A 23144-nucleotide genomic window follows, 5' to 3' on the forward strand; every position below is an offset into this window, starting at 1 on the left:
TCGCGAGCCACCCTCCCCAGAAGGGGAGGGAGAACTCACCCCGTCGCGGCTGGGTCCTTCATCTGGAAATAGTCGCGCCAGGCGGTGATCTTCCCATCCGGCCCGAACTCGATGATGCCCATATAGGGGTGGGACACCTTCACGCCGTCGGCGTTGACGTAGTCCTCGCGGCCCTCGGTCAGGACCTGGGTTTCGTTCTGCGCCCAGCTGGACAGGACCCACTCGGTTTCGGAGTGGTTGGCCCAGTACCGGGTGATGAATTTGTCGACCCATTCCACCCCGATCAGGGGCCGGGTGCCGACGTGATAGTGGTACTCGATCGCGGGGTCGAAGAAGTCCAGGAACGCCGCCTTGTCGCGACGCCCCGAGACCTCCATCAGCGCCCGCAGGCGCTCGATCGGCGTGCTCACGCCGAGGCCTTGGCGGCGTCCGGCTTGGCCGGGGCGTGCACCTGCGAGGTGTCATAATAGTCCCGCATGCGGCGGATCAGGCCGTCGCGGACCTCGAAGACCTGGACGAAGGGATTGTCCATCTTCACCCCGGTCGAGCGGTCCACGAGGACTTCCATGCCTTCCACGAACAGCACCTCTCCGGCCTCGGCCGAGTGCACGATCCGCCATTCCTGCTGGTCGAAGCCCTGTTCGTAGTTGGCCAGGAATTTGCGCATCTTGTCCTTGCCGATGGCGGGACGTTTGGTGGGGTGCCAGTGGTACTCGATGTCGTCGGACAGGGTAGCGATGAAGCCCTCCACGTCGCGCTTCTTCCACGCGGCCATCATGGCCTCGACCACCTTCATATGCTCGCCCATGGCGTCTCTCCCGTTCTTGTCGTTCGGCAAACGCTAGGACGGTAAGTTTGTTTATGCAAGCGACATGGCCGTACTTTCAAACGTGGACTTTCACGTCCTCGCGAGCGCGTTCGGGATCAGGCGATCGTGTGCCCCTTGCCGGGCTTCAGCAGCACGTCGGCCATCTTCAGCCGGCCCTTGCAGCAGCTGCAGTCGACCTCGCTGCTCAGGGCGGCGCCGCACTCGTGCCGGATACGGACGGGCGGTCCCGCCTTGTCCCTCAGCCAGGCGTCGGCCCAGGTCAGCATGGTCAGGGCGTGGGGATACAGGTCCAGCCCTTTCTTGGTCAGCCGGTACTCGTACCGGGGCGGGGTGATCTCATAGAGCCGCCGCTCGAAGATGCCCGCGTTCTCCAGCGTGCGCAGCCGGTCGGTCAGGATGTTGGACGCGATGCCCAGCATGTTCTGCATCTCGTCGAAGCGGTGGATGCCGAAATACTGGACGCTGACCACCAGGCCGGTCCATCGGTCGCCCAGCAGGTCGACCAGCTCCAGCACCGGCGTCGTGTCGGTCGGCTGGCGCTTGCGGTGCATGCGCTGGACGGGCAGCTTCTCCATCCCCTGGCCGGGACCAGGGACGAAGCTGCAGCTGCGCAGGGTCAGCAGTTCGCCGCAGGCGGTGCAGCGCACCTCGGGCAGCATGGGCTTGCCGCAGACCTCGTGGATGAAGACCGTCGGCGCGCGGCGGCCGGCCACGCCCCAGCGCACACCCCAGCCCCACATCAGGATCATGCTGTCGAACAGGTCCAGCCCGCGCGGCGTCAGATGGTAGGCCATTCGCGCGCCCTCGTCCCGGTGCGGGCGCTTCTCGAGAATGTCGTGCCGCTCCAGCGCCTGCAGCCGGCTGGACAGGGTGCTGCGGGCGCCGCCCAGCCGTTCGTGGAACTCCTCGAACCGCGTGGCGCCGAGGAAGGCTTCCTGAACGATCAGCAGGCTCCATCTATCGCCGAGCGCGTTCAGCGCCCGGTTCAGGGAACTCTTTGGAACCAGCCGGGTCTTCGTCGCGCCTTGGGAAACCATGGCTTGTCTTAGCGGTCTCGTTGAACGGGATTCAAGCGGTTGAGAGTTTCTGACGACGAACGGTCAGGCCGGCGGCCTCCCGGTCGAAGGTCTCCGCCGTGATTCCCTCCGCCCTCAGGCCGGTCTTCTGGATCTTGTTGGTGGGGGTCTTGGGCAGCTCCGCCTCGATCCGCACATAGCGCGGCACCATGAAGTGGGTCATGCGCGGGATCAGATATTCGACCAGCTCCCTCGGATCGATCGTCGCCCCCGCAACCGGGGCGACGGCGACCATCACCTCCTGTTCCCCGCCCGGCAGGTCGACGCCATAGGCCGCCGCCTCGCGCACGGCGGGGTGGCCGCAGACCTCGATCTCGATCTCCAGCGACGACATGTTCTCGCCCCGCCGGCGGATCGCGTCCTTCTTGCGGTCGATGAAGAAGAAGCAGCCCTCGGCGTCGCGGCGCATCAGGTCGCCGGTGTGGAACCAGCCGTTGCGCCAGGCCTCCGCTGTCGCCTCCGGATCGCCCAGATAGCCGTGGCTCAGGGTCCAGGGGCTGTCCGCGCGGATCACAAGTTCGCCCGGCTCGCCGTGCGGAACCTCGTTGTCGAAGGCGTCTACGATGCGGCACTCCATGCCCTCGCGCGCCCGGCCGCAGCTGCGCATCACCGTCTCGTTGACCGCGCAGATCAGCGGCCCCGAAACCTCGGTCATGTTGAAGCCCGAGATGTAGTCGAAGCCGAACCGCTCGGCGAGCGCGACCGTGTCCTCGGTGATGGGGGCGAGCGTCACCATGCGCAGCGGATTGTTCCGGTCGTCCGGTCGGGGCGGCTCCTTCATCAGGAAGGCCGTCAGGGCGCCGATCAGGCCGCTGCACACGGTCGATTCCGTCTCGCGGATCACGTCCCAGAAGCGCCGGGTGTCGAAAGCCTCGAACAGGGCCACGGAACCGCCGCAGGCCACCGCCGCCGTGATCGCGGCGATGCCGCCGACATGGAACATCGGGAGATTGACCAGCATCCGGTCGCCGCCGTGCATATAGCCGTAGGTGACCTTCCCGGTTGTCCACTCCTGCACATAGGAGGTCAGCACCGCCTTGGACGGTCCCGTGGTGCCGGAGGTGAAGATGATCACCGGGCTGTCCCACGGATCGGACTCCACCCGCGCATAGGCCGCCGCGTCGCCGGCCAGGGCCGTGGCGGGTTCGACCGCGACGCCCAGGTTGACTTGCCCGGTCGCTTCGCCCGTCAGGATCAGTCCCTCGACGGCGCCCAGCGACAGGCCTTCCAGCCGCCCGACCAGATCGGGGTGCACGATCAGCAGTCGGGCTCCGGTCTTGCCGATCGCGTGCTCCAGCAGCTTGCCGCGGAAGCTGGTGTTGATCGGGGCCAGGGCCGCGCCCGCATAGTTCGCGCCGAACCACGAGCGCACCAGCGCCGCCGAATTGGGCGCCCAGGCGGCGACGATGTCGCCCTTCTTCACCCCACGCGCCTGCAGGGCGGCGGCGGTCTCAAGCGCCTTTCGCCGGGTCTCGGCCCAGGTCCAGGTCTCGCCGGTCTGATAGCGGATGAACACCTTGTCGGGCCTCTCGGCGGCGTAGCGGTCCAGCAGGCGCGGGATCACGCACTCGTCCGCCGTGGGCGGCGTCGGGTCGAACCAGGGCAGCTTCAACCCGCTCACGAGGCGTCCCTCTGCCATTCCTCCGCCTCATCCACGCTGGCGCGGAAATGGGGCAGGGTCTTGATCAGGATGGCCGAGGCGACGGTGATGCAGACGCCGCTGACGATGGCCAGGGACACGCCGATATGCTTTGGGCCGCCCAGCAGGCCGTCGCTGATCGCCGCGACGATGGTCGGTCCCCCGGCCAGCGAGATCAGGTTGCCGATCAGGAAGTAGATGGCCGTGACCTGCGCCCGGAACTGGTTGGGCGACACCGATTGCAGCGAGGTCGCCGGCAGGCTGTTCATCAGGCCCGCGAAGAAGCTGAAGCCGGCCAGCGAGGCGATGGCCCAGTTCGCGTCAGGCATGAGGGGCGTGGCGATGGCGAAGGGGATGCTGCACACCAGACCGAAGATGGCGGCGACAAGCGGCGCGTCCTTGCGGCCGCGCGCGGCCAGGAAGTCGCTCAGCCATCCGCCGACCAGGACGCCCGGCGTCGCCGCCAGCAGAAGCACGGCCCCGTAGGCGAAGCCGACCTGCGAGGCGTTCCAGCCGTGCGTGCGGATCAGCACCGCCGGGATCCACGCCAGGTAGGAGATGCCGGCGATGCCGAAGATCGAGAAGCCGATGATCATGGCGTAGAAGGTCTTCTTGCGCGCCCACATGAACTTCAGCACGCCGGCGTTCCGGTCGGCCTTGACCAGCCCGTGCCGGGGCGGCTCGCGCACGATCAGGAACAGGGCGGCGATCAGAAGGCCGGGCAGGCCGACCAGGACGAAGGTCTGCTGCCATGGGGCCAGCGTCCCCAACAGCGGCAGCTCCATCGTCCCGTGACGGGCGATCATGTCGATCGCGCCGCCGCCGATCATCAGGGCCAGTCCGGCCCCGATGTACGGGCCCATCGAATAGACCGCGAGCGCGCGCGCCCGCATGCGCGGCGGGAAATAGTCCGAGATCATCGAATAGGCGGCGGGCGACAGGGCGGCCTCCCCGATGCCGACGCCGACGCGTGCGGCGAACAGGGCCCAGAAGCTGTTGGCCAGGCCGCAGCCGACGGTCATCACGCTCCAGATCACGATGCCGAAGAAGATGATCCAGCGGCGGCTTCCCCGGTCGGCCAGCCGGGCCAGGGGCACGCCCATCAGGGTGTAGAACAGCGAGAAGGCCAGACCCGCCAGCAGGCTGAACTGGGTGTCCGAGATGTTCAGGTCGGCGCGGATCGGCTCGACCAGAAGGCTCAGGATCTGCCGGTCGATGAAGCTGGAGGTGTAGGCCACCATCAGGGCCGCGACCGCGAACCAGCCCCACCCGGGATGGGGCCAGATCCGGGGCTTGGGCGTAGTCGCCGCGACGGGTGTTTCAGGGGACGTCGTACTGGTCATCGGCGAGGTCCGGTCAATCAATCAATCTAAAGATGAAAGTGACTTGCCGATCCGATCCCGGCGCGCGGGTGGATTTCGGCAAGGGATTTCGCGGTCCGCGGAAACGGGCCGGGCTGTTCGCTGTGACGTGTGACCGATGTCTCCACGGGTCCGCCTCAACTCCCTGTTATACCGCCGGTTTTCCGGTCTGGTTGGCGTCGTTCGGGCCGCGGATTTCCGTTCTTCCAAACGGGTCTGCGGGCCCGGTGACAGCCTTAACCCAATCAAGCACAGATGTTGGTCTGATTACAAAAGCTATTTGACAGTCTCGTTCTGCAAGTTACACCTAGCACTGAAGCACCTCGGCTAAACGGGGGCTCATGGGAGGATAGGGCGTGACCATTCGAGGTTCCATCAGCGTATCCGCATTGCTTCTGGCCGCATCTCTCGGCGCATCGCCGGCATGGGCCCAGACCGCTCCGCAAACACCGTCGCAGGACACCGCGACCCAGATCGACGACGTCATCGTCACCGCGACCAAGCGGGAAGAGCGGCTCATCGATGTGCCCGTGGCCGTCACCGCCATCGGCGCGCAGCAGCTTCAGAACTCCGGCGTCTCGGACATCCGCGAACTGACCGGCCTGGCGCCGAGCGTGCAGTTCCAGACCCCGGGCGGCGGCGCCGACTCGTCGATCCGCATCCGCGGCATCGGCACCACCTCCACCAACCCGGGCCTGGAGTCCTCGGTCGGCGTGGTGATCGACGGGGTGACCCGCGCCCGCACCGGCGTGGCCCTGTCCGAGCTCGGCGACCTGGAACGGATCGAGGTCCTGCGCGGACCGCAGGGCACCCTGTTCGGCCGCAACACCTCCTCGGGCCTGATCAACATCGTCACCCGGACGCCCAGCTTCACCGGCGTCGAGGGCCGCCTTGAAGGCACCTACGGCGACTTCTCCAACATGCGCGTGGCCGGGGCCGTCAATCTGCCCCTGTCGGACAACGCCGCCCTGCGGGTGGAGGCCAGCTCGGAAACCCGCGACGGCTTCTATCCGGACGCCAACAGCCAGGAGACCCTGGACAACCTGGATCGCCAGTTCATCCGCGCCAAGCTGCGCTACGAGCCGACCGACAGCCTGCGCTGGATGTTCAGCGCCGACTACACCAACCGCGAAGAGAACTGCTGCGTCGCGGTGCTGGCCATCGCCGGCCCGACCTACGGCCTGGTGAACAGCCTGTCCGCCGCGCGGGGCCAGATCGGCTACACCAGCACCAACCCCTTCGACCGGCAGGCGTCCAAGACCGCCGGGCGCGTGAACTCCGAGAACATCGTCGACTGGGGCCTGTCGGCCCAGGCCGACTGGGACCTCGGCTGGGCCAACCTGACCTCGGTCACGGCCTACCGCAGCTGGGAAGCCTCGCGCTCGCAGGACTTCGACCACTCGGGCGCCGACCTGGGCTTCTTCGCCCCGGACGGCCTGCACCAGAACTTCGACGTCTTCACCCAGGAACTGCGCCTGCAGGGCACGGCCGGCATGGTCGACTGGCTGGTCGGGGCCTATTATTCGGATGAGGATGTCCGCAACGACTCCGCCTACCGGATGGGCGCCGACTATCCGCTGATCTACGGCGGCGCGGCCACCTTCCAGGCCACGACCCTGGCCGCCTTCACGCCCGGCGACGGCGCGCGGGGCGTGGGCGAGCAGAACGGCCGGGACATCTCGGTCTTCACGCACAACATCTTCAACATCACCGACCAGCTCAGCGTCACCGCCGGTCTGCGCTACACCAACAACAAGAAGTCGATCGACTTCTGGGGCCAGAACTTCAACCCCGCCTGCGACAGCGCCGTGGCGACCGGCGATGCGCCGGGCATCACCCGCTTCTGCGCCCCCTTCTGGGACACGCGGATGAACCCGGCGGGCGACACGGACTCGCGCAGCGAGGACGCCGTCACCGGCACCTTCAACGTGGCCTATGAGTTCGCTCCGAACGTGAACGGCTATGTCTCCTATTCGCGGGGCTACAAGTCGGGCGGCTACAATTTCGACCGCGCCGGCTTCACCACTCCGGCGACGCCGAACGCGCGCGACCTGGCCTTCTCGGAAGAGACGGTGGACGCCTATGAGGTCGGCCTGAAGACCGAGTTCTTCGACCGCCGCCTGATCGCCAACATGGCGGTCTTCCACCAGACCTTCTCGGGCTTCCAGCTGATCGAGTACACGGGCGTCAACTTCGTCGTCCGCAGCCTGGAAGAGGCGGTGTCCAAGGGCGCCGAGATCGAGGTGACCTGGCGGCCGATGGACGGCCTGACGATCACCAACGGCCTCAGCTACACGGACGCCTACTATCCGGTCAGCCCCGGCAACTCGACCTATTCGGGCCGGGAGATGGAGCAGTCGCCGGACTGGGTGAACGTGACCTCGGTCACCTACGAGTTCCCGATCTCGGGCGACCTGACCGGCGTGGCCTATATGGACAACCGCTACAGCTCCGAGTTCTTCACCGGCGGCTTCGATCCGAACCGGGTGCAGGAAGCCTTCTCGGTGGCCAACGCCCGCTTCTCGCTGCGGCATGAGGGCGGCGACTGGGCGGTGGACCTGTGGGCCCGCAACGTCTTCGACAAGGATTATTATCGCCGCATCATTCCGGCCACGTTCCAGGCCGGTTCGTACTCGGCCTTCCTCGGCGATCCCCGCACCTACGGGATCACCCTGCGCCGGAACTTCTGAGACTTCCGAAGCGACTGCGTTTTCCTGAAAACTGGGCCCCGCCGATCCGTCGGCGGGGCCTCTTCTTGTTCAGAACCCCATCTGCTTGGCGGCGAGGTCGCGCAGAATCTCTTCCGAGCCGCCGCCGATGACGAAGATGCGGGCCTCGCGGTAGATGCGCTCGACGCGGTTGTCGCCGGTGTAGGCGCGGCCGCCGAGGACCTGCAGGCTCTCGCGGGCGCAGTGCTCCAGGGTGGTGGTGGCCTGGACCTTCAGCAGGGCCAGGTCGGCGACCGGCGCTTCGCCGCGCTGGAAGCGCCAGACCAGGATGTCGAGGAAGGCGTAGGCGGCCTTCAGACGCTGGATCATCTCCACGATCTTGTGGCGCATCGACTGGTGGTCGATCAGGCGCTTGCCGAAGGTCTGGCGCTCGCGGGCGAAGGCGATGGCTTCGGCGATGCAGGTGCGGGCCATCGCGAGGGTGGCTGAGATGCCGCTGAAGCGCTCGATGTTGAACTGGCTGGCCAGGCCGGCGAAGCCCCGGTTCTCGACGCCGATCAGGTTGCTGACCGGCACCTCGACGTTCTCGAACTGAAGCCAGCCGTTGTTGCGGTTGTACCACTGAAGGCCGGGGACGGGGCCACGGGTCACGCCCGGCCGGTCGGTCTCGATCAGCAGCATGGACAGGCCGCCCATGCCGGGGCCGCCGGTGCGCACGGCGGTCAGCAGGAAGTCGGCCTTCATGGCGCCCGAGATCAGGGTCTTGCCGCCGTTGACGACGAAGACGTCGCCGCGGCGCTCGGCCGTGGTGGTGAAGCCCGAGACGTCGGAGCCGCCGCCGGGCTCGGTGACCGCGAAGGCGATCTTCTTCTGGCCCGCCAGCACGGGCCGGGCGACGCGGTCCAGCATCTCGGGCGTTCCGCCGTTGATGATCGGCGGCAGGGCGATCCAGGGGGTGGCGAGGTCCGCGAAGACGACGCCGGAGCCGAGCCGAAAGAACTCCTCGGCGTAGATGATGCGGTGGTAGAGGTCGACGTCCTCGCCGGTGCCGCCCAGATCCTCGCGGAAGCCCATGCCGGAGATGCCGGCCCTGGCCGCCTCGACATAGAGGCTGTCGGGGAAGTCGGAGGCGGCGTCCCAGTCCTTCAGGTGGGGCGCGATATAGCCGTCCACGAAGCCGCGCAACTGGGCCCGCCAGGCGTCATGCTCGGGCGTCAGGAAGGGGCTGGGCGGCCGCAGGCCGTCAAAGTCCAGCGCCGGAAACACGTGATCCGCCATAGTCCTGTTCTCCCTGTCCGCGCCATTCGCGGCGTCGCTTTCGAATTGATACTAAAAGCCCTCGCCAACGACGACAAGGATGGTATTCTAACGCAACCCACTATGTTCCGGGCGAGCGCCCGCAAGGAGTGATCGATGGGCTTTGAACCGTTCAAGGCGACGCTGCAGCCGAACGAGCATCCCTACATGACCGGCGCCTGGACGCCGCAGCATGAGGAGTTCACGGCCGAGGACATGCCGGTGATCGGGACCATCCCCACCGACATCGACGGCGTCTATGTGCGCAACACCGAGAACCCGGTGCACGATCCGATCGGCCGCTATCACCCGTTCGACGGCGACGGGATGATCCACACCATGGTGCTGCGGGACGGCAAGGCCGCCTATCGCAACCGGTTCGTGCGCACCAAGGGCTTCCTGGCCGAACAGGCGGCGGGACGGGCGCTGTGGGCCGGACTGGCCGAGCATCCGTCGCTGTCGGAACTGCCGGGCTGGGGCGCCCATGGGGGGCTGAAGGATTCGTCCTCGACCGACGTGATCATTCACGCCGGGGCGATCCTCTCGACCTTCTACCAGTGCGGCGAGGGTTATCGCCTTGATCCCTATACGATGGAGCAGCTGCCCAGCGCCGACTGGTGTCCGCCCGAGGGCATTTCGGCCCACCCCAAGGTGGACGAGAAGACCGGCGAGCTGCTGTTCTTCAACTATTCCAAGGCCGCGCCCCACATGCACTACGGCGTGGTCGGGCCGGACAACAAGCTGAAGCATTTCACGCCCGTGCCGCTGCCGGGCGCGCGCCTGCCGCACGACATGGCGTTCACGACCAACTATTCGATCCTCAACGACTTCCCGCTGTTCTGGGAAGAGGACCTGCTGCCCAAGGGCATCCACGCGGCGCGCTTCCACGCCGACATGAAGTCGCGCTTCGGCATCATTCCGCGCTTCGGCGGGGCCGAGGACGTGCGCTGGTTCGAGGCCGACGCGACCTATGTGCTGCACTTCCTGAACGCCTGGGAAGACGGCGACGAGATCGTCATGGACGGCTATTTCCAGGACAATCCGGTGCCCAAGACCAGCCCGGACGCCTGGCCGGGGCATGAGCGGATCATGACCTTCCTGGACCAGAACATGCTGCAACCCAAGCTGCACCGCTGGCGCTTCAACCTGAAGACCGGCGCGACGATCGAGCAGCGGCTGGACGACCGGGTGCTGGAGTTCGGCGTCATCAACAACCAGTTCGCCGGCGTGAAGTACAAATACGCCTACAGCGCCGTGTCCAAGCCCGGCTGGTTCCTGTTCACCGGCCTGGTGAAGCACGACATGGACACGGGCGAGAGCTGGACCGTCGATTTCGGCCCGGAGCGCTACGGCTCGGAGCCCGGCTTCGCCCCGCGCATCGGCGCGACGGAAGAGGACGACGGCTATCTGATCACCTATGTCACCGACATGATCGAGAACCGGTCGGAGTGCGTGATCTATGATGCGCGCAAGCCGGCTGAGGGGCCGGTGGCGCGGATCATCCTGCCCGGCCGGATGTCCAGCGGGACCCACGCGACCTGGTCGCAGGGCGAAACCATCCGCGCGTCGCAGGCCACGCTGGCCTCGCAGGCGGCGGCGTAAGGGGGCGGACGCATGACCTACATCCTGGGCGGTTGGCAGTCGGACTTCGCGCGCAACTACGCCCGCGAGGGGCTGGAGATCGGCGACGGCTTCGCGGAGGCCGTGCACGGCGCCCTGGCGGAGACGGGACTGGATCCGGAGGACATCGAGGTCGGCCACGTCGGCAATTTCGTCGGCGACCTGTTCACGGGGCAGGGGATGCTGGGCGGCTTCTTCGCCATGGCGGACGAGCGGTTCACCGGCATGCCCGCGTCGCGCCATGAAGCGGCCTGCGCCTCGGGCAGCCTGGCCGTGCTGGCCGCCGCCGCCGACATCGAGTCGGGCCGCTACGGCACGGCGATGGTGCTGGGCATGGAGATGATGCGGAATGTGCCGGGCGTGACGGCGGCCGAGCACCTGGGCGCCGCCGCCTGGGCCGGGCACGAGTATCTGGACGCGACCTATCCGTGGCCGCGCGCCTTCTCGGACCTGACCGAGGAATACGATCGCCGCTACGGCATCGACGAACAGCATCTGCGCCGGATTGCGCAGATCAATTTCGCCAACGCCAAGAACAACAAAAACGCCCAAACCAGAAAATACGAATTCACCGCCGCCAGCTTCAGCAATGATGACGAGGCCAATCCGGTGATCGAGGGGCGGGTGCGCAAGACCGACTGCGGCCAGGTGACGGACGGCGCCGCCGCCATCATCCTGGCCTCGCCGGAACGGGCCGCCGAATATGCGAAGGCGCGGGGCATTCCGCTGGAGAGCCTGCCGCGCATCAAGGGCTGGGGCCACCGCTGCGCGCCGATCGACTATGGCCGCAAGATCAAGGCCAGCGAGGGGCAGCCCTATGTCTTCCCGCAGGTGAAGCGGGCCATCGACGACGCCCGCGCCCGGGCCGGTCTGGACCTGTCGGGCATCGATGCGGTGGAGACCCACGACTGCTTCTCGATGACCGAGTACATGGCCATCGACCATCTGGGCCTGACCGCGCCGGGCGAGAGCTGGAAGGCGATCGAGGCGGGCGACATCGAGATGGGCGGCCGGCTGCCGATCAACCCGTCCGGCGGCCTGATCGGCTGCGGTCACCCGGTCGGGGCGACCGGGGTGCGAATGGCGCTGGACGCCTTCAAGCAGACGACCGGAACCGCGGGCGAGATGCAGGTCGAGGGCGCGCGCAATGTGCAGACGCTGAACATCGGCGGCTCGACCACGACGACGGTGAGCCTGGTGATCGGGACCTGACGGCCGGACGGTCGTAAACACCGTCCGAAGCGTCCGAAGCGTCCGGATAGAGCTGCGTGTCGGGATGAGCATCGGCGCATCCTGGCACGCGCCTGCGTCAGGAACGGACGGATGGCTCGACTACGTCAGAATCGTCCTGGTCTGCCAGCAGACGGCGGCAAAGGACGCCTGATGCTGCTGCTCAGGCCCAGCAGTCCCGACGTCGGAGCCGCCCCGACGATCACGAGAGGAACGCCGCCGAGGTCCATCACCGTCTCACCGATCTCGGCGCTTGGCGGATAAAGAACGGACGGTCCCACGATCCACGGAGAATGGGCCACATCCATCACCATGTCGCGCGTGGCCGTCCTAATCCGCACGGCATGGAGCCGGGCCGGCAGGAAACGGCATGTCGCCGGGCCGAGATCGGGACGGGGCAATACCACGCTGAGCAGGTTCTCGCCGACGCTGGGAACGCACATCGCCGTCTCGCGGATCGTTTCGGCAAAGCGCGTTTCGACCTCTTCGATGGTGCAGTTCAAGCCTCCCTCGCCGCGCAATGACGCGAAGCGCGCACGGAACGCCTCGGTCGAGAGGCGCGCCCCAATGCTGTGAAGCCGGAACTCCTGTCCCTTGGGCGGGCGGCGAGGCGAACGCCGCACCGTCGTAACGCCGTCCCGACGTTCGATCTCCATCACGATAGGCCGTGCGCCATGTCGCTGCCCCTGCCATCCGGCGAGGGTGAGGTATAGGCCGTGCTTATCGACCGCCGCGGAAGCCAACCCCTTGATCGCGTGTTCAAGATGCGCCGCGGCCTGGCCGATATCGCGAAGAACAGGCGCCGGGCCGAAACTCTTCGCGGGCCGCTTCCCGTCGGGGCCGCGAGGTATGGGGCCGCCCCATAGAGCCCCGGCGATCCAGTCATCCATCGGCACATCACCGACATAGGCGACGCCGGAATAGCCGATCGACACCAGCGCATCCCTGGCGCGGTAGACGATGGTCTTGTTGGACATGGCGTCGTGGGGAGCAGGCCCCACCGTAACGAGACGGTCGCTGACCTGGACTACATAGATCGGGCACATGGCTGTGAGGACAAGCGTCATGGCGTTCGCCCCTTCAGCGACGACAGCGTCTCACTCCAGATAGTCACCCCGATGACGCTCCGCCTCCCCAGCCATGGGAATAGACGCCTGTTTTGATTTTGGCGGTACAATCAGCGCCCACGCGCGCGGCGCCGTCATAGGACGATCAGCGGGGAGAGCGGATCGACACCCCGACCGTGCCTTGCGCGATGACGAGGCCGCCGGGGGTGCTGATGGTCGCCTCGACCACGGCCTTGCGGGCGTCGTGGAAGGTCACCCGGCCGACCGTCTCCAGCCGGGCGCAGTCCATCGGGGCGGCGTTGAGGAAGCGCATCGACAGGTCGGTGGTCAGCAGGGTCTGGCCGGGCTCGAGAATGGTCATGACGGCGCTGCCGCCCGCGACGTCCACCAGCGAGGCCAGGACCCCGCCGTGAACCAGACCCACGAAATTGGCGTGGCCGGGATCGAGGTCGCAGACGATGCGGACCAGCCCTTCTTCGAACTCGACCGGCCAGGCGCCGAGCCGCTGCGGATAGCCGCCGACCGTGTCCGCCTTGCGCGCCCAGCGGCGCAGCAGTTCGAGGCCCGACACCGTCGGGTCGAGCTCAAAGTCGACAGGCGCGACGACTCTGGCCGGAGCGGAGGTCACGCCGCGGCCCCCTGTATCCGGCGGGCGCCCGTGCGGGTCTGGAAGCGGGCGATGGCGGCGTCGTATTCGCCGGACAGTTGGTCGACGATCTTGCTGACCGGCTCGACGGCGCGGACGGCCTCAAGCCCCTGGCCGGCGGCCCAGATATCGCGCCAGCGCTTGGTCGAGCCGCCCGAGGTGTAGTTGCGGTCCGGGGCGGCGCCGAGGTTGTCGGGATCCTGGCCGGCGGCCAGCAGGCTGGGGCGCAGCCACGAGGCCGGGGTGCCGGTGACCGAGGCGGAGACGACCAGATCGTCGGGACCCGCGTCGACGACCATCTGCTTGTACTCCGGCTGGGCCATGCTCTCTTCGGAGGCCAGGAAGCGCGTCCCCATGTAGACGAAGTCCGCGCCCGCCGCGACGGCGCCGGCCACGCCCGCCCCGTCGCCGATCCCGCCGCCGACGGCTATGTATCCGTCGAAGAAGTCACGCACCGCCGAGATGAAGGCGAAGGGCGACAGGTGGCCGGTGTGGCCGCCGGCGCCCGCGCTGACGCAGGCCAGGCCGTCGACGCCCGCCTCGGCCGCCTTCTTCGCCAGCTTCATCGAGACGACGTCGGCGAAGACCAGGCCGCCGTAGCCCTTGACCGTCTCCATGACCGGCTTGGGCGAACCCAGGGCGGTGATGACGACCGGCGGCTTGTATTCGGCGATCAGGCGCAGGTCTTCGGGCAGGCGCGCGTTGGTCGAGTGGGTGATCATGTTGGCGATCCACGGAGCGTCGCCCGGCTTCAGCGCGTCGGTGATCGTGCCCATCCACGCATCCAGGTCCTCGACCGTGCGGCAGTTGGGGGTGGGGAAGGCCCCGCCCACGCCGGCCCTGCAGGCGGCGATGACCAGTTCCGGCCCGCTGATCAGGAACATGGGCGCCGCGAACACGGGCAGGCGCAGGGTGTCGAAGGGGGAGGTCATGCGGACAGGGTCTCGGTGGTGACGCGTTGGCGCAGATCCCGCTTGAGGATCTTGCCGACTGGATTGCGGGGGAGGGCCTCGATGGTCTCGAGGCGTTCGATCTGCTTGTAGACGGCGACCTGGCGGTCGCCGGTCAGGAAGGCGTTGATCTCGGCCAGGGTCGCTTGCTGGCCGGGACGGAAGACGACGAAGGCCGCGAGGCGCTCGCCCAGATTGGGATCCGGGGCGCCGACGACGGCGGCCTCGGCGACGGCGGGGTGGGCCATCAGGTGGTTCTCGATCTCCTCGGAGGAGATGTTCATGCCGCCGCGGATGATGATGTCCTTCAGCCGGCCGACGAATTTCAGGTGCTGCCTGCGGTCGCCGGCCAGCTCGAACAGGTCGCCGGTGCGGAACCAGCCGTCGGCGTCGAAGGCGCGGGCGTTGATCTCGGGCGCGCGCCAGTAGCCGGAGAAGATGGTGGCGCCCTTGACCCGCAGCTCGCCGGGCAGGCCGGCGTCGGTGATCTCCTGTTCGGTCTCGGGATCGACAAGGCGGGTGAAGATGCGGTCGTGCAGCTTGCAGGCCCATGTGAAGCCCTCGCCGAGGCGGGGGAACAGGCTGGCGCGGTCGGCGGCCTCGGGCAGGTCCTTCAGCGCCGAGGGGAAGGAGGCCCCCTCGTTGGAGCCGAAATAGTTGACGATCTGGACCCCGTATTTCTCGTGGAAGGTCCGCACCATCCACTCCGACAGGGGCGCCGAGCCCGAGCCGATGGACTTCAGCCGCTTGAAGTCGATGCCCTCCAGCAGGGCTTCGTTCTGGAGGAGCAGGTTCAGCACGGCGGGCGGGGCGACGGTGTAGTCGATCCTCTCGTCGCGCATCTGCCTGAGCAGGACCTGCAGGTCGAACGGATGGTGCTGGATCAGCACCCCGCCGAGCAGCAGCCAGCCGATGAAGGCGGTGGAGATGCCGCCCATGTTGACCATCGGGAAGGGGTTCAGCAGGCGCGCGCCGGGGGCCAGGTCGGCGGCGTCGATGACGCCGTCGCCCATGATGATCCATTCGTTGTGGCTGCGCGGCACGCCCTTGGGCTGGGCCTCGGTGCCGGAGGTCCAGCAGATGGTGACGATGTCATCGGCGGTGATCGCGGCAGCCTTCGCCGCCTTCTGCGCGGCCTTGTGCTGGTCGCGGGTGACGCCGTCCATCAGGGGCTCGAGGTCGAGACCGCCCTCGGGGCAGGTCTGGCCCAGGACGAAGACGGTCTTCAGTGTCGGGCAGGTCGCCTTGAGGCCGACGATCATCTCGCCGTGCATCTGCTTGCCGATGCGGTCGTTGGTGATGGCGGCGACGGCGTCGGTCTGGCTGATGATGTAGCCCAGCTCGTGCTCGCGGTACTGGACCGGGGCGGGGCTGACGATGATCCCCAGCCGCAGGCAGGCCAGGTAGCTGATGGTCAGTTCGGCGATGTTGGGCAGCTGGACCACGACCACGTCGTCCTTGCGGATCCCGTGGGCGGTCAGGACGGCGCAGAGGCGATCGACCGCGTCGGCGGTCTGGCGCCAGGTCAGGCGCTCGGCGGTCCCGCCGACGAAGTCCGGGGCGTTGAACGGATCGACCAGGGCCTCCGTGTCCGGATGGGCCTTCACATGCTTCTGGAACAGGTCGTCCAGGGTGACGTCGCCCCACCAGCCGCGGGCCTTCATCTCGCGGATGCGGTGTTCGGGAATGACGATCATGGGCGGACCTCCACGGCGAGATTGGCGTCGGGATAGAGCAGGCTGCGGACCTCGCCGCGCACCACCTTGCCGACCGGGTTGCGGGGCAGGGCGGGCATGAGGTGCAGGCGTTTGGGCGTGCGGACGGGGCCGATGGCCTCGCGCACGAAGGCGCGGATGGCGGCGTCGTCGACGAAGCGGGCGTCGACGGCCACGGCGGCCTCCAGGCGCTCGCCCCAGACGTCGTCGGGCAGGCCGAAGGCGCAGGCCTCGCGCACGGCGGGATGGGCGTTCAGCGCGGCCTCGACCTCGCCGGGATAGACGTTGTAGCCGCCGGTGATGATCAGCTCCTTGGAGCGGCCGATCAGGGTCAGGCGGCCGTCGGGGCCGATACGGCCGATGTCGCCGGTCTTCAGCCAGCCGTCGTGCCGGGTCGCCGCCGTGAGCTCGGGCGCGTCCAGGTATTCGGTGCGGGCCAGGTCGCCGCCGACCACCACCTCGCCTTCGCCGTGTGACATCACCTGGCCCTCGCGGGTCAGCAGGCCGACGGGGGTGCCGGGGAAGGGGCGGCCGACGGAGCCGCGCAGGTCGGGGTCGGCCATGTCGGCGGGGCTCTGGCCGGTAATGGCCATGGGGGCCTCGGTCTGGCCGTAGAGGGCCGACAGCACCGGGCCGAAGCGGCAGACCGCCTGGGCGATGCGGCCCGGCGACATGGGGGCGGCGGAATAGGTCAGGTGGCGCAGGCGCGGGAAGTCTTCGGGCCGGAAGTCGGTCTCGCCCATCATCAGGGCGATCAGGGTGGGCGGCATGAAGACGACGGTGGTCCGGCGCTTCAGCTCATCGAGGATGGCGGCGCGGTCCGGCGCGGCCAGCAGGACGTGCGATCCGCCCGCCGCCAGCACCGGCAGGATGTAGTGGGACGAGCCGTGGGTCAGGGGCGCGACGGCCAGGTTCACGTCGTCGGCGGTGAAGTCGTAGAAGCCCTGCAGCGAGCGGAGGGCCGCCGCGCCGCTGGCCTGGGACTGGACCACGCCCTTGGGCACGCCGGTGGAGCCGCCGGTGAACTTCAGGGCGAAGGGGGCGGCTGCGTCGTCGAGGATCGCGGGCGGGGCGGCGTCGGGCAGGCTGTCCAGCCAGGCCTCGAGCGGCAGGGGGCGGGCGGTGGAGCCCAGCGCGCCGACCGAGCCGACATCATGCAGGGTGAGAGCCAGGCTCGCGCGGCGCTGGAAGTCGCCGTTCAGGCCTGCGCCGTTGCGGGGATTGAGCGGGGTCCACACCGCATTGGCGCGCAGGATGGCGAGGTAGGCGACGACGTGGCGCCAGCTGTTGGCGGCGCACAGGCCGACGCGGTCGCCGGGCTGGATCCCGCGCGCGGTCAGGTCGGCGGCGGCGCGCTCGACCAGGGGGATCAGTTCGCCGTGGGTCAGGACCGTGTCGCCGTCGAACAGGGCGGAGCGACCGGCCTTGGCGGCGGCGTTTTCGTAGAGGGCGCGGATCGGATGGGTCATGCGGCCCGGCCTTCCAGGACGGTGACGACGGTGGCCGCCTCCTCGACGCCGAGGAAGCCGCCGCCGTTCTCGGCCACGGCGATGCGGGCGTCTCCGACCTGCCGCGCTCCGGCCTCGCCGCGCAATTGGGTCGTCAGTTCGAAGATCTGGGCCAGGCCGGTGGCGCCGACGGGATGGCCCTTGGCGACAAGGCCGCCGGAGGGGTTGACCGGGGTGCGGCCGCCCAGGGCGAAGTCGCCGGCCGCCGCGCGGGCGCCGACGGTTCCGGGTTCGGCGAGGCCCAGGTTCTCGATCTGCTGGAGCTCGGCGTAGCTGGTGGCGTCGTGGACTTCGGCCAGATCGATGTCCTGGGGGGCGACGCCCGCCTGTTCGTAGGCCGCCAGGGCCGCGCGGCGGCCGATGTGGTTGTCGAAGTCGCGGGCGTCGCGAGCCCCGGCGCTGGCCAGGACGCAGCCCCGGACTCGGACCGCGCGGGCCTCGCCGCCCAGCCGCTTGAGACCGCGCGCGGAGCAGACGATGGCGGCGGCGGCGCCGTCGCTGACCGGGGCGCACATGGCGCGGGTGAAGGGGAAGACGATGGACTTGTCGGCCAGCACCTGCTCGGTCGTCATCGGCGTGCGGTACTGGCTGCGCGGGTTGTGCCGGGCCGCCGTGTGGTTCTTGGCGGCGAGGCGGGCCAGGTCCAGCGGCGTCGAGCCGAAGCGGGCCATGTGGGCGCGGGCCTGGGCGGCGTAGAGGTCCATGAACAGGCTGCGGCCGTCCTCGGGGGCGTCGCCGCCCATGGCGCGGATGTAGTCGAGCACGCCGTCGCGGTCGTGGATGTCGGTGCCGCCGGCGAAAGCGGCCGCGACCCGGTCCGGGCGGTCGGGGAAAACCATCTTTTCGGCCCCGACGACGAGGGCGATGTCGCCCGCGCCGGCGCGCAGCCAGTGGATGGCCTGCAGCAGGGCGGTGGAGCCGGAGGCGCAGGCGTTCTCGACGTTGACGACGGGGATGCCGGTCAGGCCGAGGGGACGCAGGGCGATCTGGCCGCGCACCGTGTTCTGGCCCTCCAGCATGGGCTGGCGGGTGTTGGAGAACCAGGCGGCCTCGATGTCGGCGACGGTCGCGCCGGCGTCGGACAGGGCGGCGGTCACGGCCTCGGCGGTCAGCGATTTGACGCTGTCGTCCGGCCGCTTGCCGAAGGCGGTCATGGAGACGCCGGCGAGGAAGACGTCGTCGCTCATGCGATCGGCCGCCGTCGCTGGACGATGCGGAAGCGCGAGGCGACGAAGGCCAGGTCGGCCAGGCAGGCGTTGCCCGCCGGGTTCAGGCCGGTGACGTGATAGTCGCTGTAGGCGGCGGCGAAATTGATCCACATCGCGCCGGTCAGATTGATCGACAGATTGGCCCCGGCGGCCTCGTAGGCGGGGACGGCGCGGTCGATGAAGGCCTCGTCGGTCGAGTAGAGATAGGAGCTGATCGAGCCCCTGGTCCTGGCCAGCCAGGTCGCCTCCATCACCGCCTCGTCGGCGGGGCGGGAGACGAGGAAGAGGACCGGGCCGAAGCGTTCCTCGGCGTAGATCTCGGGATCGCCCGCGCCTTCGACGGCGATGACCAGCGGGGTCAGGGTGCGAGCGTCGGGGAACTGCGGGTGGGCGTAAGCGCCGGCCTCGCGCAGGACGCGGGCGCCCGGCGTGGCGTCGGCGGCGCGGCGGGCCTCGGCGACCACGTCGAGGCTGACCTGCCCCTGGATGGCGCCCATGATCCCGGCGGCCTGGGCCGGGTCGGCGGCGATGGCGTCAATCTGATCCACGATGGCCGAAGACATGGCCTCGAACAGGTCGGGCGCGATGTAGATCACCTGCGGGCTGGTGCACATCTGGGCCGAGAACAGGCTGGACGAGCGGGCGACGGCGCGGGCGACGGCGTCCAGGCCTGCTTGATCCTGGGGGACGCTGTCGATGACGACGGTGTTGACGCCCGCGGTCTCGGTGAACAGCAGCTTGCCGGTCACCGTCCGCTCCAGATGGCCGCCGTATCGGGGGCTTCCGGTGAAGTCGATGATCTGGACGTCCGGGTGGTCGATGAAGCGGCCCGCGACGGGCTCGGCCATGGTGTCCACGGCCAGGGTCACCAGGTTCGGATCGAAGCCGAAATCGGCCAGGACCTGACGGCAGGTCTCGACCACCAGGGCCATGGGCAGGACGGCGATGGGGTGCGGCTTGACGATGACCGGATTGCCCGTGGCCAGGCTGGCGAACATGGCCGGATAGGCGTTCCAGGTCGGGAAGGAGGCGCAGCAGATGACCAGGCCGACGCCGCGCGGGACCAGGGTGTAAGTCTTCCTCAGCGCCACCTGATCGGCGCCGAAGGGGCGGTGGTAGTCGGCGGTCGGCGTCACGTCGCGCATGGCCTTGGCGGCGTAGGCCAGCGCCTCGACGCCGCGATCCAGCGCATTGGGACCCGAGCCGCTGAAGGCCTGGGTGTAGCTTTGACCCGCCACATGCATGACCGCGTGGGCCATCTCGAAATTGCGGTCGTAGAGCCGCTGCGCCATCTCCAGGCACAGGGCGAGGCGGAGCTCGAAATCGACCTCGCGCCACTGCGCCATGGCGGTGATGGCGGACGCCACCAGCGCGTCCGGGTCGCTGACCGGATAGCGGATGTCGAGGGGCTGCTGCGTATAGGGCGAGACCTCCTCGCCGACCGTCCGGCCGGTCGCGCCGGGCTGGTCCAGGTCTAAGGTGGTTCCCAGCCGGGCCTCGAAGGCGGCCTTGCCGGCGGGCGGCTTGTCCGGGCCGTGGATCTTCGTCGAGGGCGAGTCGCTGAACGGGCTCCAGGCCTGGCGCGTGCGCACGGCCTGGATGGCGGCGTCCAGCGTCGCGGCGTGGCGCGCGATCAGTTCGGCGTGACGGTTGAGCGGGCCCCCGTCCATGGTCAGCCGATCCGTTCGACGATCATGGCCGCGCCGACGCCCTGGGCACCCGCCGCGACGACCAGGCCGTAGCGGCCCTCGGCGACGTCCAGCGCATCGAGCAGGGACGACAGCAGGATGGCGCCGGTCGCGCCCATCGGGTGCCCCTTGGCGAGGTGGCCGCCGCCGACGTTGACCCGGTCGACGTCCACGTCCCGCTCGCGCAGGAATTTCACGATGGTGACGGCGAAGGCCTCCATGAACTCGATGCGGTCCATGTCGCCCAGCGTCAGTCCGGCCTTGGCGAGGGCCCGGTCCATGGCGGTGAAGCCGGCGGTCAGCGAGGCCTCGGGATCGCCCCCGGCCTCGGCGTAGGCGACGATCCGCGCGCGCGCGCCGTCGGCGGCGGCGCTGACCAGGGCCAGGCCGGCGCCGTCGCACATGGGCGGGGCGTGGGCGACGGTGTGGCGGTGGTCGATGGTCCGGCCGCCCAGGGCCTCGGCGTACTGCTCGCCCAGCGGGGCGAAGGCGGCGGGCATGGCCGCGAGGCTTTCGGCGGTGGTCGAGGCGCGGGCGGGCTCTTCCCTGTCGAGGCCGTTCAGGGGAATGCGCGACTTGGTCAGGGCCGTGCCCTCGGCGGCGGCGGTGCGCTGCTGCGAGCGCAGGGCGGCGTCGTCCATCTCCTGACGCGACACGCCGATGTCCTCGGCCAGGCGGTCGGCGGCGACCACGACGGGGATGTAGCGGGTGCGCAGGGGGAAGCTGGCGTCCTCGTAGTAGTCGGCCTTGTCGCCCATGAAGGGGACGCGGCTCATCATCTCGACCCCGCCCGCGAGCGCGGTCTTCGCATCCCCGGCGGCGATCATGTTGGCGGCCTGGCCGATCGCGGTCAGGCCCGAGACGCAGTAGTTGTTCAGGCTGAAGGCGTAGGCGTCGTCGGGCAGGCCCGCGTGCATCTTGGTCACGAGAGCGACGTTGGCGCCCTGGGCCCCGACCTGGCCCACGGCGCCCAGGATCAGGGCGTCGGCCCTGTGCGCCGCGCCGCCGTTGCGGGCGTCGAGCGCATCGATCAGACCGGCGACCAGTTCATGCGGCTTGAGGGACGCGAGGCCGCCGTCGGGGCGGGCCTTGGCGCGGGGCGTGCGGACGGCGTCGACGATGTAAGCGGTCATACTGATCCTCAGGCGGCGACTTGTGCGCCGGGCGCCCAGGTGCCGTGGAAGCCGGCGGGGACGCGGGCGGGCAGGGGGATGCGGGCGATGGGGCCGGCCTCGAAATCCTTGGCCGCGATGACCTGGACCTCGGAGGCGCCCGTGGCCTCGTCGGTGGTGAAGACGATGACGTAGCCGTCGTCTTCATCGACCGCGCCGACGCGGGGGGCGAAGGCGGGCTCGGAGCCGCCGACGCCGGGCGCGAAGTCATGCGTCTTCGCCGCGCCGGTGTTGAGGTCGTACTTGATCAGGCCCGAGAAGCGCTGCAGTTCCTGCTTCGCCATCGAGACATGGTAGGACCAGTTCGTCTTGCGGCCGGTGTAGTCGAGGTTGACCACCGGGAACTCGCCGATGCGGTCGTCCAGCCGGCGCTTCTTCACCTCGCCCGTGACCATGTTCATGCGCCACTCGACCGGCACGGCGTTCAGCGCCAGCACATTGACCATCGAGGCGTAGGGGCCATAGGCCGGGTTCGGCGGATAGCCGTTCGGCGTCATCATGCAGGCGGTCATGACGACCTCGTCGCCGTCCTCCCAGGCGTTGACGACGTGGTAGATGTAGCAGGTCTCGGTCTCGAACCAGCGGACCTGATCGCCGGTCCCGGTCTTGGGCACGACGCCGAAGCGGGCGGGCTGGTCGGCCACCTTGATCTGCCACATCGAGTTGCGCAGTCCGGCCTCGGTGAAGACCACCGGCAGGTCGTGCAGGATGATGTAGTTCTCGGTCAGGCCCATGTCGTGCGGCAGGCGCGGTCCGGGCAGGTCGACCTTCTGGAAATTGGTCAGGTTGTTCTGGGCGTCGACCACGCCGAAGGTCATCCACGGCTCGTAGAGCGAATAGTCGAAGAAGCAGAACTCGCCGGTCTTCGGATCGACCTTGCCGTGGGCCGAGACGTGGCGGGGCAGGGCGCCGCCGAAGGTCTCGTTGCCGATCGTCTCCAGGGTGTGGGCGTGGACCCGCACCGGCTTGCCCGAGATGTACCAGAGCGCCATCAGCGAGCCGTTGTGGAAGACCAGATCGGTGTTGGCCGTGTCCTTGTAGACGAGGTCGCCGCGCTGCGACCCCGGACGGGTCCGCGCCGAGGGGGCCATGACCCCGCCGGCCTGGATGTCGAGCCCGGCCTTTTCGGCGCGGTAGTCGTCGGTTCCGACATAGCGGTTGCGGTATTCGGCCTTGCCGTTCTCGAACCAGATGGCGTGGACCATGCCGTCGCCGTCGAACCAGTGATGCAGGCCCGCCGGCGCCTGGGCCGGGTTGGGACCATTGCGCACGAAGGCGCCGTACAGGTCTTTCGGAATCTCGCCGATCACCGGCAGGTCCAGCGCCGTCGTCTCGGTCGCCACGGGCTCGTAGAGACCCTGCAGATAGGGGTTCAACTGGTTCAGCGGGGTGAGTTCACCGGTCTCGATCCGGCGCGCCGCGGTCGCGTCATCGGCCATGGTTCGGCTCCTTGGGTCTTGAAATGCAATC

General features: G+C 68.7%; 18 protein-coding genes. 3 read left to right on the forward strand and 15 right to left on the reverse strand.

Features of this window, described 5'->3' with window-relative positions:
- Positions 1-35 precede the first annotated feature (35 nt).
- The 5 genes from AC07NB_RS12555 to AC07NB_RS12575 all read right to left on the reverse strand — a co-directional run bounded on the left by AC07NB_RS12555 (position 36) and on the right by AC07NB_RS12575 (position 4887).
- Entirely contained in the window at positions 36-410 is a 375-nt protein-coding gene (locus tag AC07NB_RS12555) for a nuclear transport factor 2 family protein (protein WP_494571448.1), read from the reverse strand.
- The gene (locus AC07NB_RS12560; RefSeq protein WP_291832716.1) at positions 407-808 is read right to left on the reverse strand and encodes a nuclear transport factor 2 family protein; all 402 of its coding nucleotides are present in this window, start codon (positions 806-808) and stop codon (positions 407-409) included. The genes AC07NB_RS12555 and AC07NB_RS12560 overlap by 4 nt, the downstream gene beginning before the upstream one ends.
- Before the next feature lie 116 nt (positions 809-924).
- Positions 925-1866, reverse strand: coding sequence for a winged helix-turn-helix transcriptional regulator (locus AC07NB_RS12565; RefSeq protein WP_291832713.1), 942 nt, complete (start codon positions 1864-1866; stop codon positions 925-927).
- 31 nt (positions 1867-1897) lie between these two features.
- Positions 1898-3526: an AMP-binding protein gene (locus tag AC07NB_RS12570; RefSeq protein WP_494571447.1), complete on the reverse strand. Its 1629-nt coding sequence runs from the start codon at positions 3524-3526 to the stop codon at positions 1898-1900.
- The gene (locus tag AC07NB_RS12575) at positions 3523-4887 is read right to left on the reverse strand and encodes a spinster family MFS transporter (protein WP_291832707.1); all 1365 of its coding nucleotides are present in this window, start codon (positions 4885-4887) and stop codon (positions 3523-3525) included. Before AC07NB_RS12575 ends, AC07NB_RS12570 begins: the two co-directional genes overlap by 4 nt.
- Before the next feature lie 374 nt (positions 4888-5261).
- On the opposite strand from AC07NB_RS12575, the gene AC07NB_RS12580 reads away from it, so the two are divergent.
- Positions 5262-7595 (forward strand): TonB-dependent receptor, encoded by a 2334-nt coding sequence (locus AC07NB_RS12580; protein ID WP_492312573.1) that lies wholly within the window; start codon positions 5262-5264, stop codon positions 7593-7595.
- A gap of 69 nt (positions 7596-7664) precedes the next feature.
- Here the strand turns inward: AC07NB_RS12580 and AC07NB_RS12585 are convergent, their stop codons facing one another.
- Positions 7665-8852 carry an acyl-CoA dehydrogenase family protein gene (locus AC07NB_RS12585; RefSeq protein ID WP_494571446.1) on the reverse strand — a complete coding sequence of 396 codons (1188 nt, stop codon included), beginning with the start codon at positions 8850-8852 and terminating at the stop codon, positions 7665-7667.
- A 135-nt stretch (positions 8853-8987) separates the two neighbouring features.
- On the opposite strand from AC07NB_RS12585, the gene AC07NB_RS12590 reads away from it, so the two are divergent.
- Entirely contained in the window at positions 8988-10472 is a 1485-nt protein-coding gene (locus AC07NB_RS12590; RefSeq protein WP_494571445.1) for a carotenoid oxygenase family protein, read from the forward strand.
- A gap of 12 nt (positions 10473-10484) precedes the next feature.
- On the forward strand, positions 10485-11702 hold the full coding sequence (locus AC07NB_RS12595; protein ID WP_494571444.1) for an acetyl-CoA acetyltransferase: 1218 nt from the start codon (positions 10485-10487) through the stop codon (positions 11700-11702).
- A gap of 125 nt (positions 11703-11827) precedes the next feature.
- On the opposite strand, the gene AC07NB_RS12600 is transcribed toward AC07NB_RS12595, so the two are convergent.
- The 9 genes from AC07NB_RS12600 to AC07NB_RS12640 all read right to left on the reverse strand — a co-directional run bounded on the left by AC07NB_RS12600 (position 11828) and on the right by AC07NB_RS12640 (position 23113).
- Positions 11828-12787: a hypothetical protein gene (locus AC07NB_RS12600; protein WP_494571443.1), complete on the reverse strand. Its 960-nt coding sequence runs from the start codon at positions 12785-12787 to the stop codon at positions 11828-11830.
- Positions 12788-12932: 145 nt separating this feature from the next.
- Entirely contained in the window at positions 12933-13415 is a 483-nt protein-coding gene (locus tag AC07NB_RS12605) for a PaaI family thioesterase (protein WP_494571442.1), read from the reverse strand.
- Positions 13412-14365 carry an NAD(P)H-dependent flavin oxidoreductase gene (locus AC07NB_RS12610; protein WP_291832688.1) on the reverse strand — a complete coding sequence of 318 codons (954 nt, stop codon included), beginning with the start codon at positions 14363-14365 and terminating at the stop codon, positions 13412-13414. The genes AC07NB_RS12605 and AC07NB_RS12610 overlap by 4 nt, the downstream gene beginning before the upstream one ends.
- Positions 14362-16080, reverse strand: coding sequence for a class I adenylate-forming enzyme family protein (locus AC07NB_RS12615; RefSeq protein ID WP_494571441.1), 1719 nt, complete (start codon positions 16078-16080; stop codon positions 14362-14364). Before AC07NB_RS12615 ends, AC07NB_RS12610 begins: the two co-directional genes overlap by 4 nt.
- A complete protein-coding gene (locus tag AC07NB_RS12620) occupies positions 16077-17567 on the reverse strand; it encodes a class I adenylate-forming enzyme family protein (RefSeq protein ID WP_494571440.1) in 1491 nt (496 codons plus the stop codon). Before AC07NB_RS12620 ends, AC07NB_RS12615 begins: the two co-directional genes overlap by 4 nt.
- Positions 17564-18793: a thiolase family protein gene (locus tag AC07NB_RS12625; protein ID WP_494571439.1), complete on the reverse strand. Its 1230-nt coding sequence runs from the start codon at positions 18791-18793 to the stop codon at positions 17564-17566. The genes AC07NB_RS12620 and AC07NB_RS12625 overlap by 4 nt, the downstream gene beginning before the upstream one ends.
- Positions 18790-20484, reverse strand: a complete 1695-nt coding sequence (locus AC07NB_RS12630) for an aldehyde dehydrogenase family protein (RefSeq protein ID WP_494571438.1) — start codon at positions 20482-20484, stop codon at positions 18790-18792. The genes AC07NB_RS12625 and AC07NB_RS12630 overlap by 4 nt, the downstream gene beginning before the upstream one ends.
- A gap of 2 nt (positions 20485-20486) precedes the next feature.
- On the reverse strand, positions 20487-21635 hold the full coding sequence (locus AC07NB_RS12635) for an acetyl-CoA C-acyltransferase (RefSeq protein WP_291833409.1): 1149 nt from the start codon (positions 21633-21635) through the stop codon (positions 20487-20489).
- 8 nt (positions 21636-21643) lie between these two features.
- Complete coding sequence (locus AC07NB_RS12640) at positions 21644-23113, reverse strand: carotenoid oxygenase family protein (protein ID WP_494571437.1); 1470 nt, start codon at positions 23111-23113, stop codon at positions 21644-21646.
- Positions 23114-23144 lie beyond the last annotated feature (31 nt).

This window comes from Brevundimonas sp. GW821-FHT09G01, from assembly GCF_059416065.1.

Excerpts from the sequence above, each read along its gene's own strand:
- AC07NB_RS12640 (WP_494571437.1), bottom strand. The coding sequence starts at position 23,113 with ATGGCCGATGACGCGACCGCGGCGCGCCGGATCGAGACCGGTGAACTC.
- AC07NB_RS12560 (WP_291832716.1), bottom strand. The coding sequence starts at position 808 with ATGGGCGAGCATATGAAGGTGGTCGAGGCCATGATGGCCGCGTGGAAG.
- AC07NB_RS12585 (WP_494571446.1), bottom strand. The coding sequence starts at position 8,852 with ATGGCGGATCACGTGTTTCCGGCGCTGGACTTTGACGGCCTGCGGCCG.
- AC07NB_RS12565 (WP_291832713.1), bottom strand. The coding sequence starts at position 1,866 with ATGGTTTCCCAAGGCGCGACGAAGACCCGGCTGGTTCCAAAGAGTTCC.
- AC07NB_RS12600 (WP_494571443.1), bottom strand. The coding sequence starts at position 12,787 with ATGACGCTTGTCCTCACAGCCATGTGCCCGATCTATGTAGTCCAGGTC.
- AC07NB_RS12595 (WP_494571444.1), top strand. The coding sequence starts at position 10,485 with ATGACCTACATCCTGGGCGGTTGGCAGTCGGACTTCGCGCGCAACTAC.
- AC07NB_RS12590 (WP_494571445.1), top strand. The coding sequence starts at position 8,988 with ATGGGCTTTGAACCGTTCAAGGCGACGCTGCAGCCGAACGAGCATCCC.
- AC07NB_RS12635 (WP_291833409.1), bottom strand. The coding sequence starts at position 21,635 with ATGACCGCTTACATCGTCGACGCCGTCCGCACGCCCCGCGCCAAGGCC.
- AC07NB_RS12610 (WP_291832688.1), bottom strand. The coding sequence starts at position 14,365 with ATGACCTCCCCCTTCGACACCCTGCGCCTGCCCGTGTTCGCGGCGCCC.
- AC07NB_RS12620 (WP_494571440.1), bottom strand. The coding sequence starts at position 17,567 with ATGACCCATCCGATCCGCGCCCTCTACGAAAACGCCGCCGCCAAGGCC.
- AC07NB_RS12575 (WP_291832707.1), bottom strand. The coding sequence starts at position 4,887 with ATGACCAGTACGACGTCCCCTGAAACACCCGTCGCGGCGACTACGCCC.
- AC07NB_RS12630 (WP_494571438.1), bottom strand. The coding sequence starts at position 20,484 with ATGGACGGGGGCCCGCTCAACCGTCACGCCGAACTGATCGCGCGCCAC.
- AC07NB_RS12615 (WP_494571441.1), bottom strand. The coding sequence starts at position 16,080 with ATGATCGTCATTCCCGAACACCGCATCCGCGAGATGAAGGCCCGCGGC.
- AC07NB_RS12625 (WP_494571439.1), bottom strand. The coding sequence starts at position 18,793 with ATGAGCGACGACGTCTTCCTCGCCGGCGTCTCCATGACCGCCTTCGGC.